Source organism: Serratia sp. CY32780 (assembly GCF_052169135.1).
GTDB lineage: Bacteria > Pseudomonadota > Gammaproteobacteria > Enterobacterales > Enterobacteriaceae > Serratia > Serratia sarumanii.
This window is the reverse complement of the sequence record NZ_JBJNLI010000001.1, coordinates 1,715,326-1,737,599: the sequence shown is the minus strand read 5'-3', so window position 1 is coordinate 1,737,599 and position 22,274 is coordinate 1,715,326. Positions and strand designations below refer to the sequence as shown.

Below are 22,274 nucleotides of genomic sequence, written 5' to 3'. Positions count from 1 at the left end.
CATTACGCCAGATCGGCTTTTAAACTGAATGTCGGCTTCACCGGCCAGCAGAAACGGAAGCTGGCGCCGCCGAGCGAACTGCCTTCGACGAACACCTGTCCCTGGTGGGCGACGGCGATGGAATGGACGATGGCCAGCCCCAGCCCGCAGCCGCCGGTAGCGCGATCGCGGCTGGGATCGAGACGGACGAAAGGTTCAAACACCCGTTCGCGCTCTTCCGGCGGAATACCCGGCCCGTCATCCTCGACCTGCAAGCAGGCGAGGTCGCCGTCAAACCACAGGCCAACGCGCAGCCGCTGTTCGGAATAGCGCAGCGCGTTGTTGACCAGGTTGTCGAGCACGCGCTCCATCAGGCGCAGATCGACGCCGCCGAAGTCGCCGACGTGCGGGATATCGAGCTGGATGTCGCGATCCTGATGGAGCAGGCGGATATCATCGACCTTGTCCTCGAGCCACTTTGGCAGATCGATGGGTTCAATGTTTAACGCAACCTGCGGACGGTCCAGACGGGCATAGGTCAGCAGCTCGTCGATCAGCGACTCCAACTGGCCGATATCGCGGTTCAGCGCCTGCTGCTCGCTGTCGGACAGGTTATCGCTCATTTCAAGCCGGTAACGCAGCCGCACCAGCGGCGTGCGCAGCTCGTGGGCGATGCCGTCGATCAGCTGTTTTTTGCTGGCGATTAGGGTGTTGACGTTGTCGGCCATCTGGTTGAACGCCACGCCGAGCCGGCTCAGGCTGGAGGTGGGATCGAAGTGGGTGCGTTCATCCAGATGCCCGGCGCCGAGCCGCTGGGCGGCGTTTTCCAGCTTGAGCAGATCTTGCCAGTGCGGCCGCATCCACAGAAACACCGGCAGCGCCAGCGACATGCCGATAAACACCAGCAACACCAGATCCAGCAGACGCATCTGATGCAGGTAGAACAGATAAGGAATGGGGCCGACCACCAACACATAGTGGCTGCGCGGAATGCGCTGCATAAAGGTGTACTGATCGTCGAGGGCGATGATTTCCCCCAGCCGCAGCCGTTTTTTCAGATCCTCGCTCAGCTCCTGTTTGCCAAGCGGCTCGATATGCAGCTTGAACGACAGGTTGAGATCCAGCGTGGCGATGGTCTTGTTCCAGTCCTTCAGCGGGATTTCGCGCAGCTCGCTGCGCATCAGGTACAGCGAACTTTTCATCAGATCGTCCATCGACTGGCGGCCGGCGCGCTCGGCGGTCACTTTGTACACCAGGCCGACCAGCATCGCCATCACCAGAAAACAGACGAATAGCAACAGGAAGAACTGGACGAAAAGTTTTCTCATTGTTGCACCGATGCCCAGGCGTTAGGGGCGAACAGATAGCCTTTATTGCGCACGGTCTTGATACGGAACGGCTCCAGCGCATTGTCGTACAGCTTGCGGCGCAGGCGGGAGATCGCCACGTCGATGCTGCGGTCCATACCGTCATAGCTCACGCCGCGCAGGTTTTGCAGCAGCGCCTCGCGATCCATGATCTGCCCGGCGTGGGTCGCCAGCTCCCACAGCAGATCGAAATCCGAGGTGGACAGCGTGACGGTTTCTTCGCCCAGCGTGACCTGCCGGTTGACCGGATCGATGCACAATAGCCCGAAATGCAGCGCGTTGTGCTGGGTGAGCGGCTGAACCGACTCTTCTTTCGGCTGTTGGCCGTGTTGGCGCAGGTGCAAACGCAGGCGTGCCAGCAACACCGCCGGCGGCGTGGTTTTCAGGATATAGTCGTTGGCGCCCATCTCCAGCGACAGGATATGGTTCATGTCGCTGTCGAGCGAGGTGAGCAGCACGATCGGGCCGGGGAAGGTGGGGCGCAGATCGCGGCACAGCGTCATGCCGTCTTTGCCGGGCAGCATGATGTCCAGCAGCACCAAATCGGGTTGCTCGTGCGCGATGCGCGCCTGCGCGCTGTCGCCGCGCGGTTCGATCAACACCTCGATGTCGTGTTTGCCCAGATAGGCGGCGATCAGTTTGCCGACTTCGGGATCGTCTTCCACAAAAACAATTTTATGCATATGCCCGTGTTTTAATAAGAAAAGCGGATTTCAGCATAGCGCGGCCCGAGGCGATGCGCCATGCGGATCTTGGCCTCAGCGCAGCGGCCGGCCGCCGTCGACGCCGTGGGTGCGGCCGGTGACGTAGCGGCTCTCCATCAGGTAGTTCACCAGGTTGACCACTTCGCTCTCGCCCGGCGCGACCTTCATCAGCGATTTCGCCAGCGCCTGCTGGCGATAAGCCTCGTCGTCGCCAGGATTGAAGATGATCAGCGCCGGCGCAATGGCGTTGACCTTGACCTCCGGCGCCAGCTTGCGGGCGAACGAACGGGTCATATTGTCCAGCGCGGCCTTGCTGGCGGCGTAGGCGATATGTTTGTCGCTGCCTTTTTCCACCACGTAGTCGGTGAGATGGATAATGTCCGCGCCGGCCTGGCCCTGGCCGGTCAGGCAGGTTTCAAGCAGTTGGTTGAGCAAATAGGGCGTATAGACGTGAATTTGCAGCATCGCCGCCATCACCTGTTCCGGCGGCACCTGCGGCGACTCTGCCTGCCAGGCGCTGGCGTTGTGGATCACCGCGCGCAATTTGGGCGCCACCTGCCGCACCTGGTCGGCGAAACGGTAGATGCCTTCGTGCGTGGAAAAGTCGCCCTGAATGCAGCAGGCGCCCAAGGCTTTCAACTCGGCCATCGCCGGATATTCGCTGCGATAGGCGATGATGACGGGAACGCCGCGCTGGAGAAACGCTCTGGCGAGCGCCAGCCCGATGCGCCGCGCGCCGCCGGTAATCAGCACCGGGGCAGAGTTGGGGTGTTCCATTGATTAAAGCTCCTGGACAGACTGGCAAACAATAGGGGAATTATGCCATCATACGGCGGAAAGTCGTTAAAGCTTCGCATGATTATCCATTTCTGGATGTAAGATCCCCAATGCATTTCAGGTTGTCGCCCGGCGGCGGCTTGAAAGACCACGGGTTAACACTGGCCATGAGAGGAATGAGGGGATGAACAGCAATCACCTTGCATCCATCGCGCGCAGTGAGAAAATCTGTTTCGACTATATGGATTTTCTGTCCGCATCGTGCAGGAAGCACTGGCGCTTTGTTGATGCTATTTATGGTGTGATGCCGATCTTCGGCATGGTGTTGAAATCGCGCGTGACCACGTCACAAACGCGCAAAGAGCAGTTGAAAGAGCTGGCGCTGCAGGTGGTGTCAACCCAGGTCAGCGATGAAACCAATATCGTGCGCCTGATTGACCTGGCGCAGCAGCAGGGTCTGACGGTATTTGATATTCAGCTGCCCTATGAGCTGGAGGCGCAGCAGCTGGCGGCCATTCAGAAAGAGTGCGCGGAAGGCATCGCGATCGCCCTGGTGGGTGAGCGCATGACCGTCACCATTCCCCCTAAAAGCTGACCGGGAATCAACCCGGCCACTCGTTGATGGTTAGGCAATTGACTTGCCGCGATAGCCTAACCATGAACGAGATATTCCGCGCCGCGTAGCGGCCTGCCTTTAAAGCCGGGTCCCGGCATTGGGGCCGGAGCGTAGGGTATAAATGCCGTCTATATGAATCAGCACTGCGTATTTCGGCGGCTTCATTCCATTTTTTTCTGCAAACGCCAGCGCATCGTCAAACGGCTTGCCCGCCAGGAACAGTTCCGGGGTGCCGACGAAGCGGTAACCGTCCAGCGCCTCGCGATCGATAACCACGACGGCCATTTTCGATCCTTCCCTGATATTTTGCAGCGTCTGGCCGCCGGTATTTTCGTTGTAAATCAGCGTACGGTCGTCATACAGGCGCAAAGAGCGCTTGGGGCCGATATCGGGCATGCCGCTTGGGCTGCTGGTCGCCTGCACAGGCAGCTGTTTGGCCAGCATCTTTTTCATCTCATCATTCAATTCATTCATTGGCAGATTACCCCTCAGGTCGTGGTGGCGTTGTTAATGCACGGTGGCGGAATGGTTCGCCGCGGGCGCGCAGACGCTGGTTTCCGGCAGCCGGTGCTCGCGCAGCGCCTGCAGCGTTTCAATTCGGAACCGCAGCAGGTGCCGTTCGGCGATCTGCTGCATCTGTTCGCACAGCGAGGTGTCGTCCATCAGTTGCTCGATGGCGAGCCGGGCCTGATGCACGTGGGGTTCTACGCCGCGAAGCGGCTTTTGCCGCAGGCGCAGATGGGTGATGTTGTTGAACGTGACGATCAGCGCGGCCAGGGCGGATTCGAAAAGATGCAGTGCGTCAAACCGTTCGGTATATTCCGCGTTTTGCCAGGGCCGCTCGGCGACGAGCGCCTGAGCGGCCTCCAGCGCCTGCTGGTAGTGCGCCATCGCCAGGCGATCGCGCCGCTGATTGAATGCCGTGTTGCCCTCGGCGATCAGCGCTTCCCAGGCGGTAAACAAGGGTAATGCGTGCAGCAGTTTTTCAGCCATGAAATGCCTTCCATTTTCAGCCGGTCTAAACCCGCCTCCTGACGCCTCTCGGCAGGGGGCGCTCGCGTCTTGCCGTTAATGCTCAGATGATAATGATAATTAATTGCATTTAAGATCGCAAGAGGAGCAACTGACGGATCAACAACGGGTAGCGGGGTAACGGGGAAAGAAGAAAGAAGGGGGAAACGAAATGCGGCTGACGGGCAGCCGCATTGACAGGCGATTTTAGTGCAGCATAAGCCAACCGGCAGGCAGCGTGGCCGCCAGCAGCAAGAAGATGCTGCTCTTTTCCAGCCGGTTGAGCAGATTGATGTCCCGATGGCCGCGGCGGGCATACATGAACACCAACAGCCCAGGCGCATACAGCAGCACCGACATCAGCAGGTGCATCAGCCCGGAAGCGTACAGCAGCCACAGGCCATAGACGCAGGCACCGGTGGCGGCGAAGATCAGGCGTTTGTCGCGGCGGCGGTAAGCCACCTTGAACAGAAACGCGCCAACCAGGAAGTAAGGCACCAGGATCATTTCCGAAGCGATGGTCAGCAGCGAGTTATAGTTGCTGCCGGTCAGCCAGATCAGCACCAGCGCCAGCTGCACCGCGATGTTGGTCAGCCACAGCGAAGAGGACGGGGCGTGATGGCGGTTCTGCTTGCCGAATACGCGTGGAAATGCGCCGTGCTGCGCGGCCAGCAGCGGCACTTCCGCCGCCATGACGGTCCAGCTCAGGTAGGCGCCGCATACGGAAATGATCAGGCCGGCGGCGATGATCACGTCTCCCCACGGGCCAATCAGTTCCACCATCAGCACCGCCATCGACGGATTGCGCATTTCGGCCAGTTCGCTGCGCGGCACCACGCCCAGCGACAGCAGCGTCACCATCAGATACACCGCCAGCGCCGACAGCACCGCCAGCATGGTGGCGCGGCCCACGTCTTTCTTATTGCGGGCGCGGGCGGAAACCACCACCGCGCCTTCCACGCCGATAAACACCCACAGGGTGATCAACATGGTGTCCTTGACCTGTTCCCACACCGGCTTGCCGAGGGCGATGCCTTTGAAATCCAGCGTGAACACGTCCATTTTAAAGGCGATTGCCGCCAGAACGGCGAACATTCCCAGCGGCAACAGCTTGGCGAGGGTGGCCGCCAGATTGATGCTGGCGGCGGTTTGCACGCCGCGCAGCACCAGCGCGTGCACGATCCACAGCAGGGCGGATTCGGCGATCAGCGCCTGCCAGGTATTGCCGTCACCGAGAATCACGCTGCCGCCGCGATCGGTGAAGATACTCAGCGCCGCGAACACGATCACCAGATACGAGACGTTGGCGATCACGGCGCACAGCCAGTAACCCCAGGCGGAGCAGAAGCCCACCAGCTCGCCGAACCCTTCCTTGGCGTAGGTGAAAATGCCGCCGTCCAGATCCGGACGCAAACGCGTAAGCAACAGCATGGCGAAGGCCAAAAACAGAATGCCGACGCCGGTGATCCCCCAACCCAGCAGCAGCGCGGCGGGGCTGGCGACCTGCGCCATGTTTTGCGGCAGACTGAACACGCCGGCACCCAGCATTGAGCTGAGCACCAAAGCGGTTAGCGCGGTAAGACCGAGTTTTTTTTCCAATGACGGATCCTGAACGCAGAATAAACAACTGGAAGGGAACTGCTTGGTGGCAACAATGTATTAACTACCACTGCGCGAATAGACAATAGCCCTAAAAATTGGCGCAAATTTTACGGAGGGATGATTAGAGATGCAATGATTGAATATGCGGAATTTACAAAAAACTATTCAACGCGTGATGAAAAAAGCGGCAATAAAAACGGGCAGCTCAAGGGCTGCCCGATGGTAAACCGAAAAGCGGGTTTTATTTGAACAGATCGGCGCTGACGGTCAGGTTGCCGCCGCTCTTGTTCTGCCACTGGCGGGTGACGTGGTAGTACTTGGCGCCTTTCTCGGCCGCGCGTTTCGCCACTTCGGTGGAGACATCGGTCATGCTGTTGAAGTGGCCGGTGAAGGTGACGGAATCGAACGGCACCATCTGCGCGGCGGTCACGTTGTTCACTTCCTGGATCTTGGTGCCGTTAGGCAGCGTGACGGTATAGCGTTGGCCGGTAGAAGACTGGGTTTCAAAGAAACGGCCCACTTCGCGGCTTGGCGAACCGGAAGACGCGACGCCAGGAATTTCGACTTTCGCGGCAGCGGCGCCGCCGGCGGCCAGCGCGGCGCGGCCGGCGTCAGAATCGGCCGGAATGGCGTCCGGGCTCTGCACGCGGCGTTTTGGCGCATCGGCCTTATATATGTAGGCGGTAACGAACTGGTTGCCGCCGGAGTTGGCGTCAACCTGGCGCACGATGAAGAACGAGGCGGCGCCTTTTTTCTTCGCTTCTTTGGAGATGGCGTCGTTGATGTCCGGCTGGCTGCGGTAGAAACCGCTGACGCTCACGGTATCGTAAGGCTCCAGCAGATAGGCTTCCTCTTTAGGCAGTTCGTTCACGCCGTTAAATACGCGGTATTTTGGTGTTTTGCTCACTTCTGGCGCATCTTTATGATAAAGGTCTGCGGTGACGCGCCAGTTGCCGCCGTTGTTGCTGTTGTTGCTGTCCTGGATATAGAAGGAATCGGCACCCAGTTTGTCTGCACGGCGGGATACGGCGTCGACGGCTTCATTGATGGCATTGAAGCGGCCGGTAATCGTGATGCGATCAAACGGCTTCAGCGCCGCTGCTTTCTCAGGAGTTAACTCTTGCGCCGCATGAGCAGACAGCGCGGTGAGTGATAACAAGGCTGACGCGATGATCGTGGTCTTCAGCTTCATAAAAAATCCTTTCGCCTAGCGCATTAACGTTTATAACGTACTGAACTGTTTAAGTGTAATTCAGCCGTCGATTATTACATGTAATTCTGAAAACTGTCTCAGCATTTTATGTTATCCCGTGCGACAAATCGCCGACGGTGACGCCGGGCGCACGGATGGCGCCATAGCCATAAGTTTCCATAATAACGGCTTTGGTGTCATTAATGTTAATTATTCACAAAATGATAACTTTTATGCTTTTACACCGCGCATGGCCATAAATCGTTACGCCGGGCGTAAATCTCTTGTCACGCAGAATGCGCTGTTCTGTATGGATTTTTTCACAGTAAATTGCGATTTGTCATATCACGCGCGGCGTTTTTATGTAAAAACAGAGCTGAATGCGTAAGCAATTATGGATCATCGACCTTATTTTCAGTAGGTTATAGTTGGCGTCTGAAATCAGTGCGGGCAAGTTAATGCCACGCCCGCCGGTGACGCCGTGCTATGGGCAGGAAAATAATAAACATCATCCAAGACAGGTGAGAAGGGAACATTATGCGTATTGGTGTACCAAGAGAGCGGTTGGCCAATGAAGCCCGGGTCGCAGCCACGCCGAAAACGGTGGAACAACTGCTGAAGCTGGGTTTTACCGTCGCGATTGAACGCGGGGCGGGCAAACTGGCCAGTTTTGAGGACGTCGCCTACGAAGCCGCCGGCGCGGCGCTGGTCGACGAAAGCGAAGTGTGGCAGTCGGATCTGATTCTGAAAGTCAACGCGCCGCAAGACGACGAGATCGCCTTGATGCGCGAAGGCAGCACGCTGGTCAGCTTTATCTGGCCGGCGCAAAACCCCGAATTGATGGCCAAGCTGGCGGCGCGCAATGTCACCGCGCTGGCGATGGACTCGGTGCCGCGCATCTCGCGCGCCCAGTCGATGGACGCGCTGAGCTCGATGGCCAACATCGCCGGCTACCGCGCGATCGTCGAAGCGGCGCATGAGTTCGGCCGTTTCTTCACCGGCCAGATCACCGCCGCGGGCAAAGTGCCGCCGGCCAAGGTGATGATCATCGGCGCCGGCGTGGCCGGCCTGGCGGCGATCGGCGCCGCGGGCAGCCTCGGTGCCATCGTGCGCGCCTTCGATACCCGCCCGGAAGTGAAAGAGCAGGTGCAGAGCATGGGCGCGGAATTCCTCGAGCTGGATTTTGAAGAGGAAGCGGGCAGCGGCGACGGTTACGCCAAAGTAATGTCCGAAGCCTTTATCAAGGCCGAGATGGCGCTGTTCGCCGCGCAGGCGGCGGAGGTCGATATCATCGTCACCACCGCGCTGATCCCGGGTAAACCGGCGCCGAAACTGATCACCAAAGAGATGGTGGCGTCGATGAAACCGGGCAGCGTGATCGTCGATCTGGCGGCGCAAACCGGCGGCAACTGCGAGCTGACCGTGGCCGACACCATTACCGTGACCGACAACGGCGTGAAAATCATCGGCTATACCGATCTGCCGAGCCGCCTGCCGACCCAATCTTCGCAGCTGTACGGCACCAACCTGGTCAACCTGCTGAAGCTGCTGTCGAAAGAGAAAAACGGCGAGATCGACATCGATTTCGACGATACGGTGATCCGCGGCGTTACCGTGGTGCGCAGCGGTGAAATCACCTGGCCGGCGCCGCCGATCCAGGTCTCCGCCCAGCCGAAAGCGGCCCCCGCCGCCGCACCGGCCGCCAAACCCGAAGCCAAACCGACCTCGCCGTGGCTGAAGTACGGCCTGATGGCTCTGGCAATCCTGCTGTTCGGCTGGCTGGCGGACGCGGCGCCGAAAGAGTTCCTGTCGCACTTTACCGTGTTCGCGCTGGCTTGCGTGGTCGGTTACTACGTGGTCTGGAACGTCAGCCATGCGCTGCATACCCCGTTGATGTCGGTCACCAACGCGATCTCAGGGATTATCGTGGTCGGCGCGCTGTTGCAGATCGGCCATGGCGGCTGGGTGAGTTTCCTCTCCTTTATCGCCGTGCTGATCGCCAGCATCAATATTTTCGGTGGGTTCACCGTCACTCAGCGCATGCTGAAGATGTTCCGCAAGAACTAAGGGGTAGCAAATGTCTGGAGGATTGGTTACAGCTGCATACATTGTTGCCGCTATTTTGTTTATTTTCAGCCTGGCGGGCCTGTCGCGCCATGAAACGTCGAAGCAGGGCAACCTGTTCGGCGTCGCCGGCATGGCGATCGCGCTGATCGCCACCATTCTGGGGCCGGATTCCGGCAACGTCGGCTGGATCATCATCGCCATGATCATCGGCGGCTCAATCGGCGTCTATCTGGCCAGGAAGGTCGAGATGACCGAAATGCCGGAACTGGTGGCGGTGCTGCACAGCTTCGTTGGCCTGGCGGCGGTGCTGGTCGGCTTCAACAGCTACCTGGATCACGGCGCGCCGATGGAGCCGGTGATGGCGAACATCCATCTGACCGAAGTGTTCCTCGGCATCTTTATCGGCGCGGTCACCTTCACCGGTTCGATCGTCGCCTTCGGCAAGCTGCGTGGCATCATCTCTTCCAAGCCGCTGATGCTGCCGAACCGCCACAAGCTGAATCTGGCGGCGCTGGTGATCTCGTTCCTGCTGCTGGTGGCGTTCGTGCGTACCGACAGCGTGGGCTGGCAGGTGGTGACGCTGCTGCTGATGACGGCGATCGCGCTGGCGTTCGGCTGGCATCTGGTGGCCTCGATCGGCGGCGCCGACATGCCGGTGGTGGTGTCGATGCTCAACTCCTATTCGGGGTGGGCGGCCGCCGCAGCGGGCTTCATGCTGAGCAACGATCTGCTGATCGTCACCGGCGCGCTGGTGGGCTCTTCGGGTGCGATCCTGTCTTACATCATGTGCAAGGCGATGAACCGCTCGTTTATCAGCGTGATCGCCGGCGGTTTCGGCAGTGACGGTTCGTCTACCGGCGACGCCGAAGAGATGGGCGAATACCGTGAAACCACGGCGGAAGAGGTGGCCGAGCAGCTGAAGAACTCCACCTCGGTGATCATCACCCCGGGCTACGGCATGGCGGTGGCGCAGGCGCAATATCCGGTGGCGGAAATCACCGAGAAACTGCGGGCGCGCGGCGTGAAGGTGCGTTTCGGCATTCACCCGGTCGCGGGGCGTTTGCCGGGCCACATGAACGTGCTGCTGGCGGAGGCGAAGGTGCCGTACGACGTGGTGCTGGAGATGGATGAAATCAACGAAGATTTCCCGGATACCGACACCGTGCTGGTGATTGGCGCCAACGACACGGTGAACCCGGCGGCGCTGGAGGATCCGCGCAGCCCGATCGCCGGCATGCCGGTATTGGAAGTGTGGAAAGCGCAGAACGTGATCGCGTTCAAACGCTCGATGAACACCGGCTACGCCGGCGTGCAGAACCCGCTGTTCTTCAAAGAGAACACCCAGATGCTGTTCGGCGACGCCAAAGACAGCGTGGAAGCGATTCTGCGGGCATTGCAGAAGTAATTGAGCAACCAAAAAAAACGGGCCGCTTAGCGGCCCGTTTTTTATGCGCGAGGGTTAATCTTCGTCATCGTGCTCATCGTCTTCATCCGTCTCAATCGGGCAGTTGAAGTTCTCCGGCTTAATCACCAGCAGATCGCATTTCAGATGGTCGATCACATGTTCCGCGGTGTTGCCGATAAAGGCCGCCGAAATGCCGGTGCGGCCCAGCGTGCCCAGAACCACCACGCCGGCCTGCAGGTGTTCGGCCAGATCGGGGATCACCTCTTCCGGCAGGCCTTTTTCCACGTGGGTGAATTCTTCCTTAATGCAGAATTTCTGCCGCAGCGCCTTCATGGCGATCAGATGCTGGCCGCGGATGGCGTCGTTGTAGACGCTCGGATCGAAATCGGGCAGCTCGATGGCGATGTTGATCGGAGTAACGGGATAGGCGCCGACCAGGTGAACCTCGGTCTGGTTGACGTTCTGCGCCAGTTCGACGGTTTCTTGCACCAGTTTGATATTGAGCGGATCGTGATAGGGTTCTTCGCTGGCCAGGTTGACCGCCACCAGCGCTTTACCGCCTTCCGGCCAGGGCTGGTCTTTCACCATCCACACCGGGCAAGGGCATTTTCGCAGCAGGTGCCAGTCGGTGGGGGTGAAGATCACCGACTCCAGCCGGTCGTGCTGGTGCGCCATTTTCAACAGCAGGTCATGTTGGCCGGAAAGCACTTCCTGAATGATGGCTTCGAAGGGGCGGTTGTGCCAGACCACTTTGATTTCGATCGGCACGCCGTCGTTGAGGTAAAAGCGGCACTGCTCGTTGATCCAGGCGGCGCGTTGGCTGATCACACCTTGCCGCATCGCCGTTCTTTCGTCCGGAGAGAGCAGGGTCGTCATTTCGTAAGAGAAGTCATAAATGGGCAGGAAGGCTTTGATGCGCCCGCCGTTCCGTTTCACCAGGTACACGGCGCGGCGCAATGCCGGCTGGTCGTCCTGATTGGGGTCAATAGCCACCAGAAGATTCTGATACTTCGCCATAGGGCCTCCTTACAGCTGAAATCAACAGTCTGTTAATTTACAGAGTAACCCAACATTGAAAAACAGAACAACAACAGAAGCGGCGCCGGATCAACAATTTCAGTGAAATGTTGATCCGGCAGGAGAATCAGGCGTTAACGGACACGTTGATGCGCGGCGTACCGGCCAGCACCGACAGGGCGTCGGCGTTTTCAATGGTGATGTATTTGCCTTTCACGCTGAGGATTTCGCTTTTCTGGAAGCGGCCCAGCAGGCGGCTGATGGTTTCCACCGTCAGGCCGAGGTAGTTGCCGATGTCGCCGCGGGTCATGGTCAAACGGAACTCGCGCGGTGAGAAGCCGCGCTCCGCGAAGCGGCGCGACAGGTTGTAAACGAACGCCGCCAGGCGCTCTTCGGCATTTTTCTTCGACAGCAGCAGGATCATGTCCTGGTCGCCTTTGATCTCGCCGCTCATCAGCCGCATGATCTGCTGACGCAGGTTAGGCATTTTGCCGGACAGATCGTCGAGGGTTTCGAACGGGATCTCACACACCATCGAGGTTTCCAGCGCCTGGGCAAAACTCGGGTGCTTCAGACCGCCGATGGCGTCGAAGCCCACCAGATCGCCCGCGAGGTGGAAGCCGGTGATCTGCTCGTCGCCTTGCTCGGTGATGGTATAGCTTTTGATGGTCCCGGAACGGATCGCGTACAGCGACTTCAACTCGTCGCCGGCCTTGAACAGGGTCTGGCCTTTCTGGATGGGCTTTTTCCTCTCGATAATGTTGTCGAGCTGGTCCAGCTCGTGGGCATTAAGGGTGAAAGGAATGCACAGCTGGCTGATGCTGCAGTCCTGGCAATGGATCGCACAACCACCAGACTGGATACGACGAATCACGCGTTTTTCCGGGATCATAGATTACGCTCATTCAATAATTGATATGAGTCAATTTTAACATCTTTTGCAGCAGCTGATAAGGGTGGCATTAGCATGAATAGGGGTATTGTGTGCGAATTTTGCGCACACATGCCGCCGATTATTCTGTATGGGACTGAAGTTATGAGTATTATTTGTGACTTATGCGTCTTATTCACACAAGTTATTGATAGTGCCAAAGCGGGGACGAGCGCGGCGTTGAGCAACGTGCTTTATTAAGCAGCGCCAAACAATGGCGCTGGATGAGCTCATCGCCGCGGCTACAGCAAACTTTTCGGCAGGTAGCCTTCATGCTGCAACAGCCACTGCTTGCGCTGTACGCCGCCGGCATAGCCGGTCAGCGCGCCCTGCGAACCGATCACCCGGTGGCAGGGCACCACGATGCTGATCGGATTCGAACCGTTGGCCATGCCGACCGCGCGCGAGGCGGTCGGACGGCCGATGCGTTGCGCCAGCTGGCCGTAGGTCAGGATCTCGCCGCACGGGATTTGGCGCAGCTGCTGCCATACGGTGCGTTGGAACTCGGTGCCGGCGGTCATCACCGGCAGCCGATCGATAATGCTCAGCTCACCGGCGAAATAGCGTTGCATCGCGTCAGTCAGCCCGCTGGGATCGCGCTGCTCGCGCAGGGTGAAGCGATCGGCGCGGTAGTGGGTATTCAGCAGCTTCATCAGGCGCGCTTCGTGATCGGTCCAGTCAATCGCCCGCAGGCGCCCCTGTTCATCGGCAATCAGCACCAGTTCTCCCACCGGCGTGGCGGTACGATCAATCAAAAAAGTCTGCATCTGGATCACTCCTCGGTTTGGTATGGCGATTATCGCACGAAAGCGGGGGAAGCGATGGCGGATTTCGGACATGCTGATGGGCAACCGCAGGGTTGCCCAAATAGCCGGATCAGGGAAATACGGGGAGTCATTGCCCGATGAATTTATAAAATAAATTTATAATTAATCAAGGCAAGTTGTGTTCTGTTTATTATTTCACCAGGCATTAACGCGTTGGCGTTACTTATAGCTGATGGTCACGCGCTTTAAATGGGGATCGTTATTCACTATTTCGCTGCTGACGGCAGAGACTAATTCTTTTGGCATCTCTTTTAACGAAGAGGAAATATATCCGTTCTGATATTCGGTCACTTTGCCGAAGCAGTTGGAGACAAGCTGTTCATCCTGATGTGTGATGGTGCAGGCCGGGGTGGTAATGGCGCCGGTGAAGCGCACGACGCCGGAGGCGACCTGGCTGCCGGAAAGCGGTTTTGCTTGCAGAGCGAAGGGCAGAATGACCAATGCGCTTAATACGGCTAAGTAATGGTTCATACGCTGTTCCTCTCAGAGTAAAAAACACTGCCAATTAAAAACAAGCGCCCTTGTTTTCATAAAATAAGCTATTTCGCCTGGCGAAATAAAAACGAATGGGCAAAAATCCTACTGCCTGCATTCAATGAATTTGATAGTAAGGAGGTAGGGTGAGTAAAACCATGATTTGGATCATAGTGAAGACCGGTTAATGGTTTCCGGCGCGGGCAGGGTAAAAGGCTGTGATCGTTCTCTCAGGAAAGCGGGAAAGGGCGGGATGTTTTCGCCCCCGTGCCGCAACCGCAGGAACCAGGGGCGAGCGGGGGGTTACAGCATACCGCTGCTGCCGCAGATGCGGATCTTTTCCGCCACCACTTCTTTCATCGCCAGCTTGCCGGGGACGATGTATTTGCGCGGGTCATTGGCATCCGGGTGCTGTGAAAAGTAGCTTTTCACCGCATCGGCAAAGGCGATTTTCAATTCGGTGGCGACGTTGACCTTGCAGACGCCGAGCGAGATCGCGCGCTTAACCATCGCTTCCGGAATACCGGAGGCACCGTGCAGCACCAGGGGCACGTCCACCTGTTCGCGGATCAGCGCCAGGCGCTCGAAGTCCAGCTTCGGCTCGCCGTGATACAGGCCGTGGGCGGAACCGATCGCCACCGCCAGCGAATCGATGCCGGTGGCGGCGACGAACTCGCGTGCCGCCGCCGGGTCGGTATAGAAGCTGTCCGCCGTCTCGACGATCAGATCGTCTTCCTGCCCGCCCAGGCGCCCCAGCTCCGCTTCCACGCTGGCGCCGTAGCGATGGCACAGGGCCACTGCGGCGGCCACCTTGGCGATGTTCTGCTCGAACGGCAGATGCGAACCGTCGATCATCACCGAGCGGATGCCGCTTTTCACCTTGTACTCGATGTCGTCCAGCGCTTCGTGATGATCCAGATGCAGCGCCAACGGCAGATCGAAGCGGTGCGCGGCAGATTGGCAAATGCCGATCAGGTAGTCGGTGCCGGCATAGCTGAAGGTGCCGGGCGTGCCGGCCATGATCACCGGCGAGCGCAGTTCGGCGGCGGTTTCCGCCACCACCTGCACGGTTTCCAGATTGTGGACGTTAAACGCCGGGACGGCGTAACCCTGACGCTGCGCCTTGAGCAGCATTTCTCGGTTGGCTATCAGATACATGGGATCTCCTTACAGCACCGGGGAAGGAAAACGGTAAATCGTCACGCCTTTCACCACCCGGTTGACCTCGCCGGTCGGGCAAGGATTGTCCGGGGTCAGCCCCAGCGCCAGCGAACTCTCGAAGGCCAGCATCTGGGTGAACAGCAGATACGGGAACAGCAGCCAGATATCGTCGGCCGCGTCGTGCATAGGCAGCAGGGCATCGGACAGGGGTTGGCGCTCGCCGCTCAACCCGACCAACTGCATCGCCAGCCCGTCGCGCTGCAGTTCGTTCCACAGATCGCGGTCATACTGGCGGGCGTAGTCGTCGCGGGAGAACATCAGCACCACCAACGTCTGGCCGTCGACCATGAATTTCGGGCCGTGGCGCAGGCCGAGCGGCGAGTCGTAGCGTGTAACGATACGGCCGGCGGTCAGCTCCAGCATTTTGAGCGAGGCCTCTTCCGCCAGGCCGGTAAAACAGCTGCCGCCGAGGGTGATATAACGGCGGAAACCGCTGGCGGCCAACGCCTTCACCTGCGGCTGCAGCGTTTCGCGCAGTGTACGGCAGCGCTGCACCATGGCGTTGAGCGGCGTCTGGGTGGCCCCGAGCGAAGCCGGGCCGAGCAACAGCGCGGCGCTCAGCATCATGCAGCTGAAGCTGGAGGTCATGGCGAAGCTTTGATCGTTGGAGCCTTGCGGCATCACCAGCGAACAGACGTTATCCCGCCGATGCGCATACTGCGCCAGCCGGCTGTCCGGGTTGCACACCAGCATCAGGTGATAGCTTTCCGGCAGCAGCTGGTCGGCCAGCTCCACCGTCGCCACGCTCTCCGGGCTGTTGCCCGAGCGGGCGAAGGAGACCAGCAGCGTCGGCCGCTCAGGGTCGAGATACTGCAACGGATTGGCGACGATATCGGTGGTGCCGTAGGCCGCCACGTTGCGGCCGGTTCGTTCGCGCAGCCAGGGCGCCAGGGCGCGGCCGGCGAACGCCGAGCTGCCGGCGCCGCACAGTACGATTTGCAGGCGCGGATTGGCCAGCAGCGGCGCCAGGAACGGCTGCCACTGCGCCTGTTGATCCTGCAATTGCCGGTGCAGCGCGGCCCACAGATCCGGCTGCTGCCAAATCTCTGCGGCGGTGTGCCAGGCGTTGCGCTGCTTCAGCCAATCCGCCTCGTAAGAGAAATACGCGTTCATGATGACAACTCCTTAAAAGCCTTGGTTAACGGTCGGCGATAATCACGTCGCTCCCTCAATGGTGCAGCGCCTGTTGGCAAGCACCGATCCTGCACTGCTGCGGGTCGATAATTAATTCCCGGCGTGTTGCGGTATTGGGCATTAACGCAAACTCCTGATTTACCGGTAGCCGTGCCCGACCACGGCTTAATAAGCCGCGGCGATACCGACCGGAACGCTTTCAGTTAGTTATGGCGAATTACAGCAAACGAAACGCTGAAATGCAATCGGTTATTTTAAAAATACTTATATCTATCAGTTGGTTATATTTATTTTTGCTTTCGATTGAGCGGCAAGCGAAAGCGGTGTTAACGCAAAGTGAAAACGGCAAATTCGTTATTTATCAGTCGACAATTCTCGGCGTCTATTTATTCAGTCTGCCGATGACGAAAGCCGCAGCGGTAATTCGACAATCGCCGGGCTTTCACTGTTTTTTTATGCCGGCGCGCGTAACCGTGCTGTTCCGCGTACGCCGCTAGCGGCGCCGATGTGAGGGCAAGTGGGGACGAAAATGCGTCTTTCGCTCCCAAATCGCCATTACTTTGCTATACCTGATAGTCGATGGATTCATTTTATTGTCATGTAACTGACACGTCAGAGTCACGGCTCTGGCTTAAGTTTGCAGCGACTACGTCAGGAGATAACGCGATGTTCAGCCTGGATTCTCTGTTGCAAGATGCATTTCCACACCGCAATACCCCTGCCTGGCAGCGCAGCCTGCTAAGAACCCTTCTCTTCGAAAAAGAATTCAAACAGTTCGCCGCCGACTATCCCCACCTGAAAGGGCTCGATCTGATCGAGCAGGTGGTGGACTACTTCAACCTCAGCTGCGAGCTGGTGGACGGCGATCTGGAAAACATCCCGAGCCAGGGGCCGGTGGTGCTGGTGGCCAATCACCCGATCGGCTCGCTCGACGGCCTGGTGCTGCTGCGCGCCGTCGCGGCGGTGCGCCCGGATGTGAAAGTGGTGGCCAGCCAGCTGCTGACCTACATCGAACCGCTGCGCAACCTGTTCGTGCCGGTGGATAACGTCGCTTATAAAACCAGCCGCAAACAGATTGAAGGCATGCAGCGGCAGCTGGACAATCAGGGCGCACTGATCCTGTTCCCGGCCGGCGAAGTGTCGCGCATGAGCCCGAAAGGCATCCGCGACGGCCACTGGCATACCGGTTTTCTGCGCCTGGCCGCCAAGGCGCGCGCGCCGATCGTGCCGATCCACATCAGCGCGCGCAACAGCAACCTGTTCTACTTTACCTCGCTGGTCTACCGGCCGCTGTCGACGCTGCTGCTGGTGCGCGAAATGTTCCAGCAGCGGGGCGGGCGCATCAAGATCCGCGTCGGCGGCCGCGTGCCGTTCGCCAGCTGGCACGACGGCCACACCAGCGCCAAGGATCTGGCGGAGCGTTTTCGCCGCCACGTGTATCGCCTGGGGCAGGGCAAGCCGGGGCTGTTCGCCAGCGAATCGCCGATCGCGCTACCGGAAGAGCGTTTGGAGCTGAAAAAGGCGCTGGCGAACTGCGAGCGGTTGGGGGTAACGCCGGACGGTAAAACCATCTACCTCTATCGCCGCCACGACGAAGCGCGCACGCCGATCCTGCGCGAACTGGGGCGTCTGCGCGAGATCGCCTTCCGCGCGGTAGGAGAAGGCTCCGGCCGCCGCCGCGATCTGGACAGCTATGACGACGATTACTATCACCTGGTGCTGTGGGATGAGGAGGAGCTGGAGATCGTCGGCGCCTATCGTTTTATCCCCACCGCCGAACAAATCGCGCGCAAAGGGCTGGAAAGCATCTACAGCAACAGCCTGTTCCACTACGATCGTGATATGGAGCCGATCCTGGCGCAGGGGATCGAGCTGGGGCGCAGCTTCATTCAGCCGGCCTATTGGGGCAAGCGCGGGCTGGACTATTTGTGGCTGGGCATCGGCGCCTACCTGGCGAAATACCCGCAGTATCGCTATCTGTTCGGCCCGGTGTCGATCTCCGGCGGCATGCCGCTGGCGGCGCGCGATTTGCTGATCGCCTTCTATCGGCTCTATTTCTCGCCGGACCACGCCTTCGCGCAATCGCGCCGGCCTTATCCGGCGTCGCTGCCGCAGGTGCTGGCGCAGTTTGCCGGGGATAACTACCAGGAAGATCTGGTGCGGCTCAAGAGCCTGCTCAGCAATATCGGCTGCTCGATCCCGACGCTGTACAAGCAGTACACCGAACTGTGCGAGCCGGGCGGGGTACAGTTTATCGACTTCGGCACCGATCCGGCTTTCAACAACTGCATCGACGGGCTGGTGCTGGTGGATACCACGCGGCTCAAGCCGTCGCGGTATCAGCGTTATATCGCGGTGCACCAGCCGCAGCCAGCCGAGACGGCATGACTACAGTCTGACTCATGCCTTTTTGATCTAAGCACGACCTTGGGGCCGGCGACGGGATAGCGCTACGATAAACGTTTTGCTTTCCACCGCCGGAGCCCGTCATGCCTCACTCGTTTATCCCGCCGTTATTGTCCGCCGACGAACCCTCTGCCGCCGCCGTTGAAATCCCGCGCGGCAAAGCGCCCTTTTTGCTGCTGTGCGATCACGCCGGCAAGGCGATCCCGCAATCCCTCGGCGACCTCGGTTTGCCGCCGGGGGAGATCGAACGCCACATCGGCTGGGACATCGGCGCGCTGAGCGTGTCGCGCCATCTGAGCCGCCAATTGGACGCCACGCTGATCCACCAGCGTTACTCACGGCTGGTGATCGACTGCAACCGGGCGCCCGGCATCGCCAGCTCGATCCCGCATTTGTCCGAGCTGACGCCGATCCCCGGCAATATCGGTATCGACGCCGAGCACGCGCTGGCGCGCGAGCGCGAGGTGTTTTTGCCGTATCACCACGCCATCGACGATCATCTGGGGCAACGCCAACTGCGCGAACTGCCGACGGCGGTGATCGCCATGCACAGTTTCACGCCGGTGTTCAAAGGGGCATCGCGCCCCTGGCAGGTGGGGCTGCTGTTTAACCGTTACCCGGAATTTGCCCATCTGCTGGCCGAGCTGCTGCGCGAAGAGGGAGATTTGCAGGTGGGGATCAACGAACCCTATGCGATGACCGATGCCACCGACTACACGTTGCCGGTCCATGCGGAACGCCGCGGTTTGCCTTATGTCGGCATCGAAATCCGCCAGGATCTGATCGCCGACGAACGTGGGCAACAGGCGTGGGCGAAACGTTTCGCACGCCTGCTGCCGCAGGCCTGGCAGCGCTGGCAAATTTGACTTTAGGAATATTCCCAGAGATGATAACCGTAAGGAATACGTAATACGTCATTAGAAAAAAAGTCAGGAGAGACGTGTGGAGCACAGCGATAACGGACTGTTCATCAAACGGGAGCGTTTTGAAGTTCTGGCGATTCTGCGTGAAATTTGCAAACAACGCACGCCGCTGCGCGTAGAAAATCAGCAGCACCGGTTTCAAAGTCTGTTATTGAGCGTCGGGCCGGACAATATCGTGTTTAGCGGTGAGGAAGCGGAAAACGCCATCGACGGCGCCTGCACCATCGTGATTGAAAGCAACGACGCCAAAATCGAGTTTTCCGTCGGCCAGGCGGAACTGACCGAACATCAGGGCGTCCAGGCCTGCTCGACCCGGCTGCCGCAGGAGTTGGTTTACATCCAGCGCCGCCGCCAGTTCCGCATCACCACGCCGCACTGGCGCCAATTCTTCTGTACCGGCGAATACCCGAACGGCACGCCTTATGAGCTGCGGATCCACGATCTGTCCGCCGGCGGCGTCGGTTTGCGTTTCGACGGCCCGCTGCCGGATTTCTTCCAGCCGGGCCTGCAGTTCAAGAAAGCGGAGTTGGATTTGGGCAGCTACGGCAGCTTCAAGGTCAACATGGAGCTGGTGGTAGTCAACGACGATCAGGAAACCGACGATAACGATCAGGTGGTGCACTTCTCGCGCTTGTCGTGCCGCTTCCTCAAGCTGGGGCTGGCGATGGAGCGCAAAATTCAAAGCGCGGTGTTCGCCTTCGAGCTGGATTTCAACAAAAAGAAAAAACGCTGATATTTATCAGGGGCGGCACGCTGCCCCTGACTCTTCACAGGCCTTACGGCTGTAACGCCCGCAGGCTGCCGATCTCTTCCCAACCGAAATGCGCCGCTTCGGCCAGCACGTCGCACACTTCGCCGCCGGCGGCGACCACGGCCGCGTCGAGCGCGGCGCCGTGCAGCAGATGGCTCACCAGCAGTGCAGCGAACAGATCGCCGGTGCCTTTGACCGCCGATTTGACCTTCGGATGGGTAAAGCACTGCGTTTCCTGCCGGGTGACCAGCATCAATCCCACTTCGTCTTCGTGCTGCGCCACGCCCGGCGCGCTGGTGACCAGCACCCATTCGGTGGTGTCGTTCAATAGCGCCTGCGCGGCGTGCTGCGTCTGCTCTTGGCTGCTCAGTTGCCGGCCGCACAGCTGCTCCAGTTCGAAACCGTTCGGCGTCAGGCCGTTGGCCAGCCGCAGGAACGGTGAGCGATAGCAGTTGACGATGCGCTCATCCACGTAGATCCCTTCACCGTAATCGCCCATCACCGGATCGATATAGATCTTTATCTGCGGATTGAGGGCGCGCACCCGCTGCAGCCAGTTGGCCAGAATATGGCACTGCATCACGTCGCCTAGATAGCCGACGATCACCGCCCGGGCGCGCTTCATCACGCCGCGGGCGATCAGATCGTCGAGAAAGCCGCCGAACCACTCGCCGGAGATGACGCCGCCGTGCGGCTTGCCGTAATAGGGCGGGCAGCCGAACAGCACGCTGGGCACCTGCAGCGCTTCCAGCCCTTTTTTCAGCAGGGCGCGGTAGGCGATGCCGTTGCCGACGCTGCCGTAGACCACCTGAGATTGAATGCTGATCACGTCGATGGACGGTGATCGCAAGGGTGAAGTCTGTTGCATGAGTTACATCCTTGGTTCGTTATTATCCAGCCAGCGGGCGAACACCTGCCGCGCGCGCTGTTCCAGCTGTGCGCCGTGGCGCGCCGCCTGTTCGCGCAGGCTCTGGGGCGCGATACCGGCCAGTTCCAGTTCGCAGGCATGGCCAATCAGCCAGCGTTCGATATCGCGATGATCCGCCTCCAGATGGAACTGCAGCCCGAGCGCGAACCCCTGATAGTCGAAGGCCTGATGCGGGCAAACCGCCGTGCCGGCCAGGCAGCGGGCGCCCTCCGGGATCGTGAACATATCGCCGTGCCAATGCAGCACCGGCGTATCGGCCAGCGGTGCCAGCACCGAGTCGTCTTGCGCCGTGAGCGTGGTCAGCGGGGTGAAACCGATCTCTTTGACGCCGAGCGAGATCACGTCGGCGCCCAACGCCTGGGCGATCACCTGCGCGCCGAGACACACCCCAAGGGTCGGCCGCCGCTGCGCCAGCCGCTGTTTGACCAGCGCCAATTCATGGTCGAGAAAATCATAGCGCTGCGCGCCGGAAAAGTGTTGGGCGGCGCTGATCGGCCCGCCGAGCACCACCAACAGATCGGTCTCTTCATTATTGATAGCACGAATATCATCGCGGCCGGCATCGTAATAGTCGATCTGATAGCCGCGCAGCGAGAGCAGGGAACCGAGGATGCCCAGGTTTTCAAAATTGACGTGTCGAATGGCGACGGCTTTTTTCATTGTTTAACCTCGTGAGCGTGGGTGAACGGCGTCAGCGCCAGCGACTCGCCCAGCACCGCGATGCCTTGCGCGCCGCTCTGGTAGACGATGCGGCGTTCGCTGACCTGGCTGAGCTGCACCTGATAACCCTGCGCAGCCGGGAACAGCGCGCAAGCCTGCTCTAGCTGATCGGCCGCCCAGGGCGTGAACATCTGCAGGCGGGCAAAGGCCTTTCCTGCATACTGAATGTCGAGCACGTAATGTTTATCCATGGAACCCCTTACTTTTGGCCGCGGAAGCTGT

Annotated in this window: 23 protein-coding genes; 7 read left to right on the top strand and 16 right to left on the bottom strand. The window is 59.4% G+C overall.

The features are described 5' to 3' along the window. Positions 1 to 2: 2 nt before the first annotated feature. The 3 genes from rstB to folM all read right to left on the bottom strand — a co-directional run bounded on the left by rstB (position 3) and on the right by folM (position 2,827). Positions 3 to 1,307 (bottom strand): two-component system sensor histidine kinase RstB, encoded by a 1,305-nt coding sequence (rstB, locus tag ACJ8HH_RS08415; RefSeq protein WP_060425795.1) that lies wholly within the window; start codon positions 1,305 to 1,307, stop codon positions 3 to 5. Continuing rightward, positions 1,304 to 2,029 (bottom strand): two-component system response regulator RstA, encoded by a 726-nt coding sequence (gene rstA / locus ACJ8HH_RS08410; protein WP_033634655.1) that lies wholly within the window; start codon positions 2,027 to 2,029, stop codon positions 1,304 to 1,306. Before rstA ends, rstB begins: the two co-directional genes overlap by 4 nt. A 75-nt stretch (positions 2,030 to 2,104) precedes the next feature. After that, on the bottom strand, positions 2,105 to 2,827 hold the full coding sequence (gene folM / locus ACJ8HH_RS08405) for a dihydromonapterin reductase (protein WP_033648427.1): 723 nt from the start codon (positions 2,825 to 2,827) through the stop codon (positions 2,105 to 2,107). A gap of 184 nt (positions 2,828 to 3,011) precedes the next feature. Here folM and ACJ8HH_RS08400 point away from each other — a divergent pair, with 184 nt between their 5' ends. Then, positions 3,012 to 3,422, top strand: a complete 411-nt coding sequence (locus ACJ8HH_RS08400) for a hypothetical protein (RefSeq protein WP_033648426.1) — start codon at positions 3,012 to 3,014, stop codon at positions 3,420 to 3,422. A gap of 99 nt (positions 3,423 to 3,521) precedes the next feature. Here the strand turns inward: ACJ8HH_RS08400 and ACJ8HH_RS08395 are convergent, their stop codons facing one another. The 4 genes from ACJ8HH_RS08395 to ydgH form a co-directional block, all read right to left on the bottom strand. Then, positions 3,522 to 3,917, bottom strand: a complete 396-nt coding sequence (locus ACJ8HH_RS08395) for a pyridoxamine 5'-phosphate oxidase family protein (protein WP_043147521.1) — start codon at positions 3,915 to 3,917, stop codon at positions 3,522 to 3,524. A gap of 33 nt (positions 3,918 to 3,950) precedes the next feature. Next, entirely contained in the window at positions 3,951 to 4,436 is a 486-nt protein-coding gene (locus ACJ8HH_RS08390) for a hypothetical protein (RefSeq protein ID WP_033634651.1), read from the bottom strand. A 225-nt stretch (positions 4,437 to 4,661) separates the two neighbouring features. Next, complete coding sequence (locus ACJ8HH_RS08385; protein WP_197766208.1) at positions 4,662 to 6,053, bottom strand: basic amino acid/polyamine antiporter; 1,392 nt, start codon at positions 6,051 to 6,053, stop codon at positions 4,662 to 4,664. Positions 6,054 to 6,297: 244 nt separating this feature from the next. Further along, entirely contained in the window at positions 6,298 to 7,248 is a 951-nt protein-coding gene (gene ydgH / locus ACJ8HH_RS08380; protein WP_004938291.1) for a DUF1471 family protein YdgH, read from the bottom strand. A 537-nt stretch (positions 7,249 to 7,785) separates the two neighbouring features. Here ydgH and pntA point away from each other — a divergent pair. Both pntA and pntB read left to right on the top strand, forming a co-directional pair. After that, a complete protein-coding gene (gene pntA / locus ACJ8HH_RS08375) occupies positions 7,786 to 9,315 on the top strand; it encodes a Re/Si-specific NAD(P)(+) transhydrogenase subunit alpha (RefSeq protein WP_004938288.1) in 1,530 nt (509 codons plus the stop codon). Between the two features lie 10 nt (positions 9,316 to 9,325). Then, the gene (pntB, locus tag ACJ8HH_RS08370) at positions 9,326 to 10,720 is read left to right on the top strand and encodes a Re/Si-specific NAD(P)(+) transhydrogenase subunit beta (protein WP_033634648.1); all 1,395 of its coding nucleotides are present in this window, start codon (positions 9,326 to 9,328) and stop codon (positions 10,718 to 10,720) included. Positions 10,721 to 10,774: 54 nt separating this feature from the next. Here the strand turns inward: pntB and uspE are convergent, their stop codons facing one another. The 6 genes from uspE to ACJ8HH_RS08340 all read right to left on the bottom strand — a co-directional run bounded on the left by uspE (position 10,775) and on the right by ACJ8HH_RS08340 (position 16,303). Next, the gene (gene uspE, locus ACJ8HH_RS08365) at positions 10,775 to 11,737 is read right to left on the bottom strand and encodes a universal stress protein UspE (RefSeq protein WP_033648422.1); all 963 of its coding nucleotides are present in this window, start codon (positions 11,735 to 11,737) and stop codon (positions 10,775 to 10,777) included. A 127-nt stretch (positions 11,738 to 11,864) separates the two neighbouring features. Beyond that, complete coding sequence (locus ACJ8HH_RS08360; protein ID WP_033634646.1) at positions 11,865 to 12,629, bottom strand: FNR family transcription factor; 765 nt, start codon at positions 12,627 to 12,629, stop codon at positions 11,865 to 11,867. A 281-nt stretch (positions 12,630 to 12,910) separates the two neighbouring features. Further along, entirely contained in the window at positions 12,911 to 13,435 is a 525-nt protein-coding gene (gene ogt, locus ACJ8HH_RS08355; RefSeq protein ID WP_004938274.1) for a methylated-DNA--[protein]-cysteine S-methyltransferase, read from the bottom strand. 219 nt (positions 13,436 to 13,654) lie between these two features. Next, positions 13,655 to 13,966: a hypothetical protein gene (locus ACJ8HH_RS08350; RefSeq protein ID WP_060451602.1), complete on the bottom strand. Its 312-nt coding sequence runs from the start codon at positions 13,964 to 13,966 to the stop codon at positions 13,655 to 13,657. Between the two features lie 306 nt (positions 13,967 to 14,272). Continuing rightward, complete coding sequence (locus ACJ8HH_RS08345) at positions 14,273 to 15,127, bottom strand: tagatose bisphosphate family class II aldolase (protein WP_060451601.1); 855 nt, start codon at positions 15,125 to 15,127, stop codon at positions 14,273 to 14,275. A 9-nt stretch (positions 15,128 to 15,136) separates the two neighbouring features. Further along, positions 15,137 to 16,303: an SIS domain-containing protein gene (locus ACJ8HH_RS08340; protein WP_060451600.1), complete on the bottom strand. Its 1,167-nt coding sequence runs from the start codon at positions 16,301 to 16,303 to the stop codon at positions 15,137 to 15,139. Positions 16,304 to 16,563: 260 nt separating this feature from the next. Between ACJ8HH_RS08340 and ACJ8HH_RS08335 the strand changes: the two genes are divergently transcribed. From ACJ8HH_RS08335 to ACJ8HH_RS08320, 4 genes are all read left to right on the top strand, one after another. Further along, positions 16,564 to 16,821, top strand: coding sequence for a hypothetical protein (locus ACJ8HH_RS08335; RefSeq protein WP_139340178.1), 258 nt, complete (start codon positions 16,564 to 16,566; stop codon positions 16,819 to 16,821). Positions 16,822 to 16,990: 169 nt separating this feature from the next. Next, the gene (gene olsF, locus ACJ8HH_RS08330; protein WP_033648417.1) at positions 16,991 to 18,712 is read left to right on the top strand and encodes an ornithine lipid synthase OlsF; all 1,722 of its coding nucleotides are present in this window, start codon (positions 16,991 to 16,993) and stop codon (positions 18,710 to 18,712) included. A gap of 101 nt (positions 18,713 to 18,813) precedes the next feature. Then, on the top strand, positions 18,814 to 19,596 hold the full coding sequence (locus ACJ8HH_RS08325) for an N-formylglutamate amidohydrolase (protein WP_033634640.1): 783 nt from the start codon (positions 18,814 to 18,816) through the stop codon (positions 19,594 to 19,596). A gap of 76 nt (positions 19,597 to 19,672) precedes the next feature. After that, positions 19,673 to 20,386, top strand: a complete 714-nt coding sequence (locus ACJ8HH_RS08320; RefSeq protein WP_033634639.1) for a flagellar brake protein — start codon at positions 19,673 to 19,675, stop codon at positions 20,384 to 20,386. A 43-nt stretch (positions 20,387 to 20,429) separates the two neighbouring features. Here ACJ8HH_RS08320 and pdxY read toward each other — a convergent pair whose 3' ends face one another. From pdxY to ACJ8HH_RS08305, 3 genes are read right to left on the bottom strand one after another with little or no spacing between them, the layout of a single operon-like run. Then, positions 20,430 to 21,272 carry a pyridoxal kinase gene (gene pdxY, locus ACJ8HH_RS08315; protein WP_033653079.1) on the bottom strand — a complete coding sequence of 281 codons (843 nt, stop codon included), beginning with the start codon at positions 21,270 to 21,272 and terminating at the stop codon, positions 20,430 to 20,432. A gap of 3 nt (positions 21,273 to 21,275) precedes the next feature. Continuing rightward, positions 21,276 to 21,992: a glutamine amidotransferase gene (locus ACJ8HH_RS08310; protein WP_039565986.1), complete on the bottom strand. Its 717-nt coding sequence runs from the start codon at positions 21,990 to 21,992 to the stop codon at positions 21,276 to 21,278. Beyond that, positions 21,989 to 22,243 carry a hypothetical protein gene (locus ACJ8HH_RS08305; protein WP_033634636.1) on the bottom strand — a complete coding sequence of 85 codons (255 nt, stop codon included), beginning with the start codon at positions 22,241 to 22,243 and terminating at the stop codon, positions 21,989 to 21,991. The genes ACJ8HH_RS08310 and ACJ8HH_RS08305 overlap by 4 nt, the downstream gene beginning before the upstream one ends. Between the last annotated feature and the right edge of the window lie 31 nt (positions 22,244 to 22,274).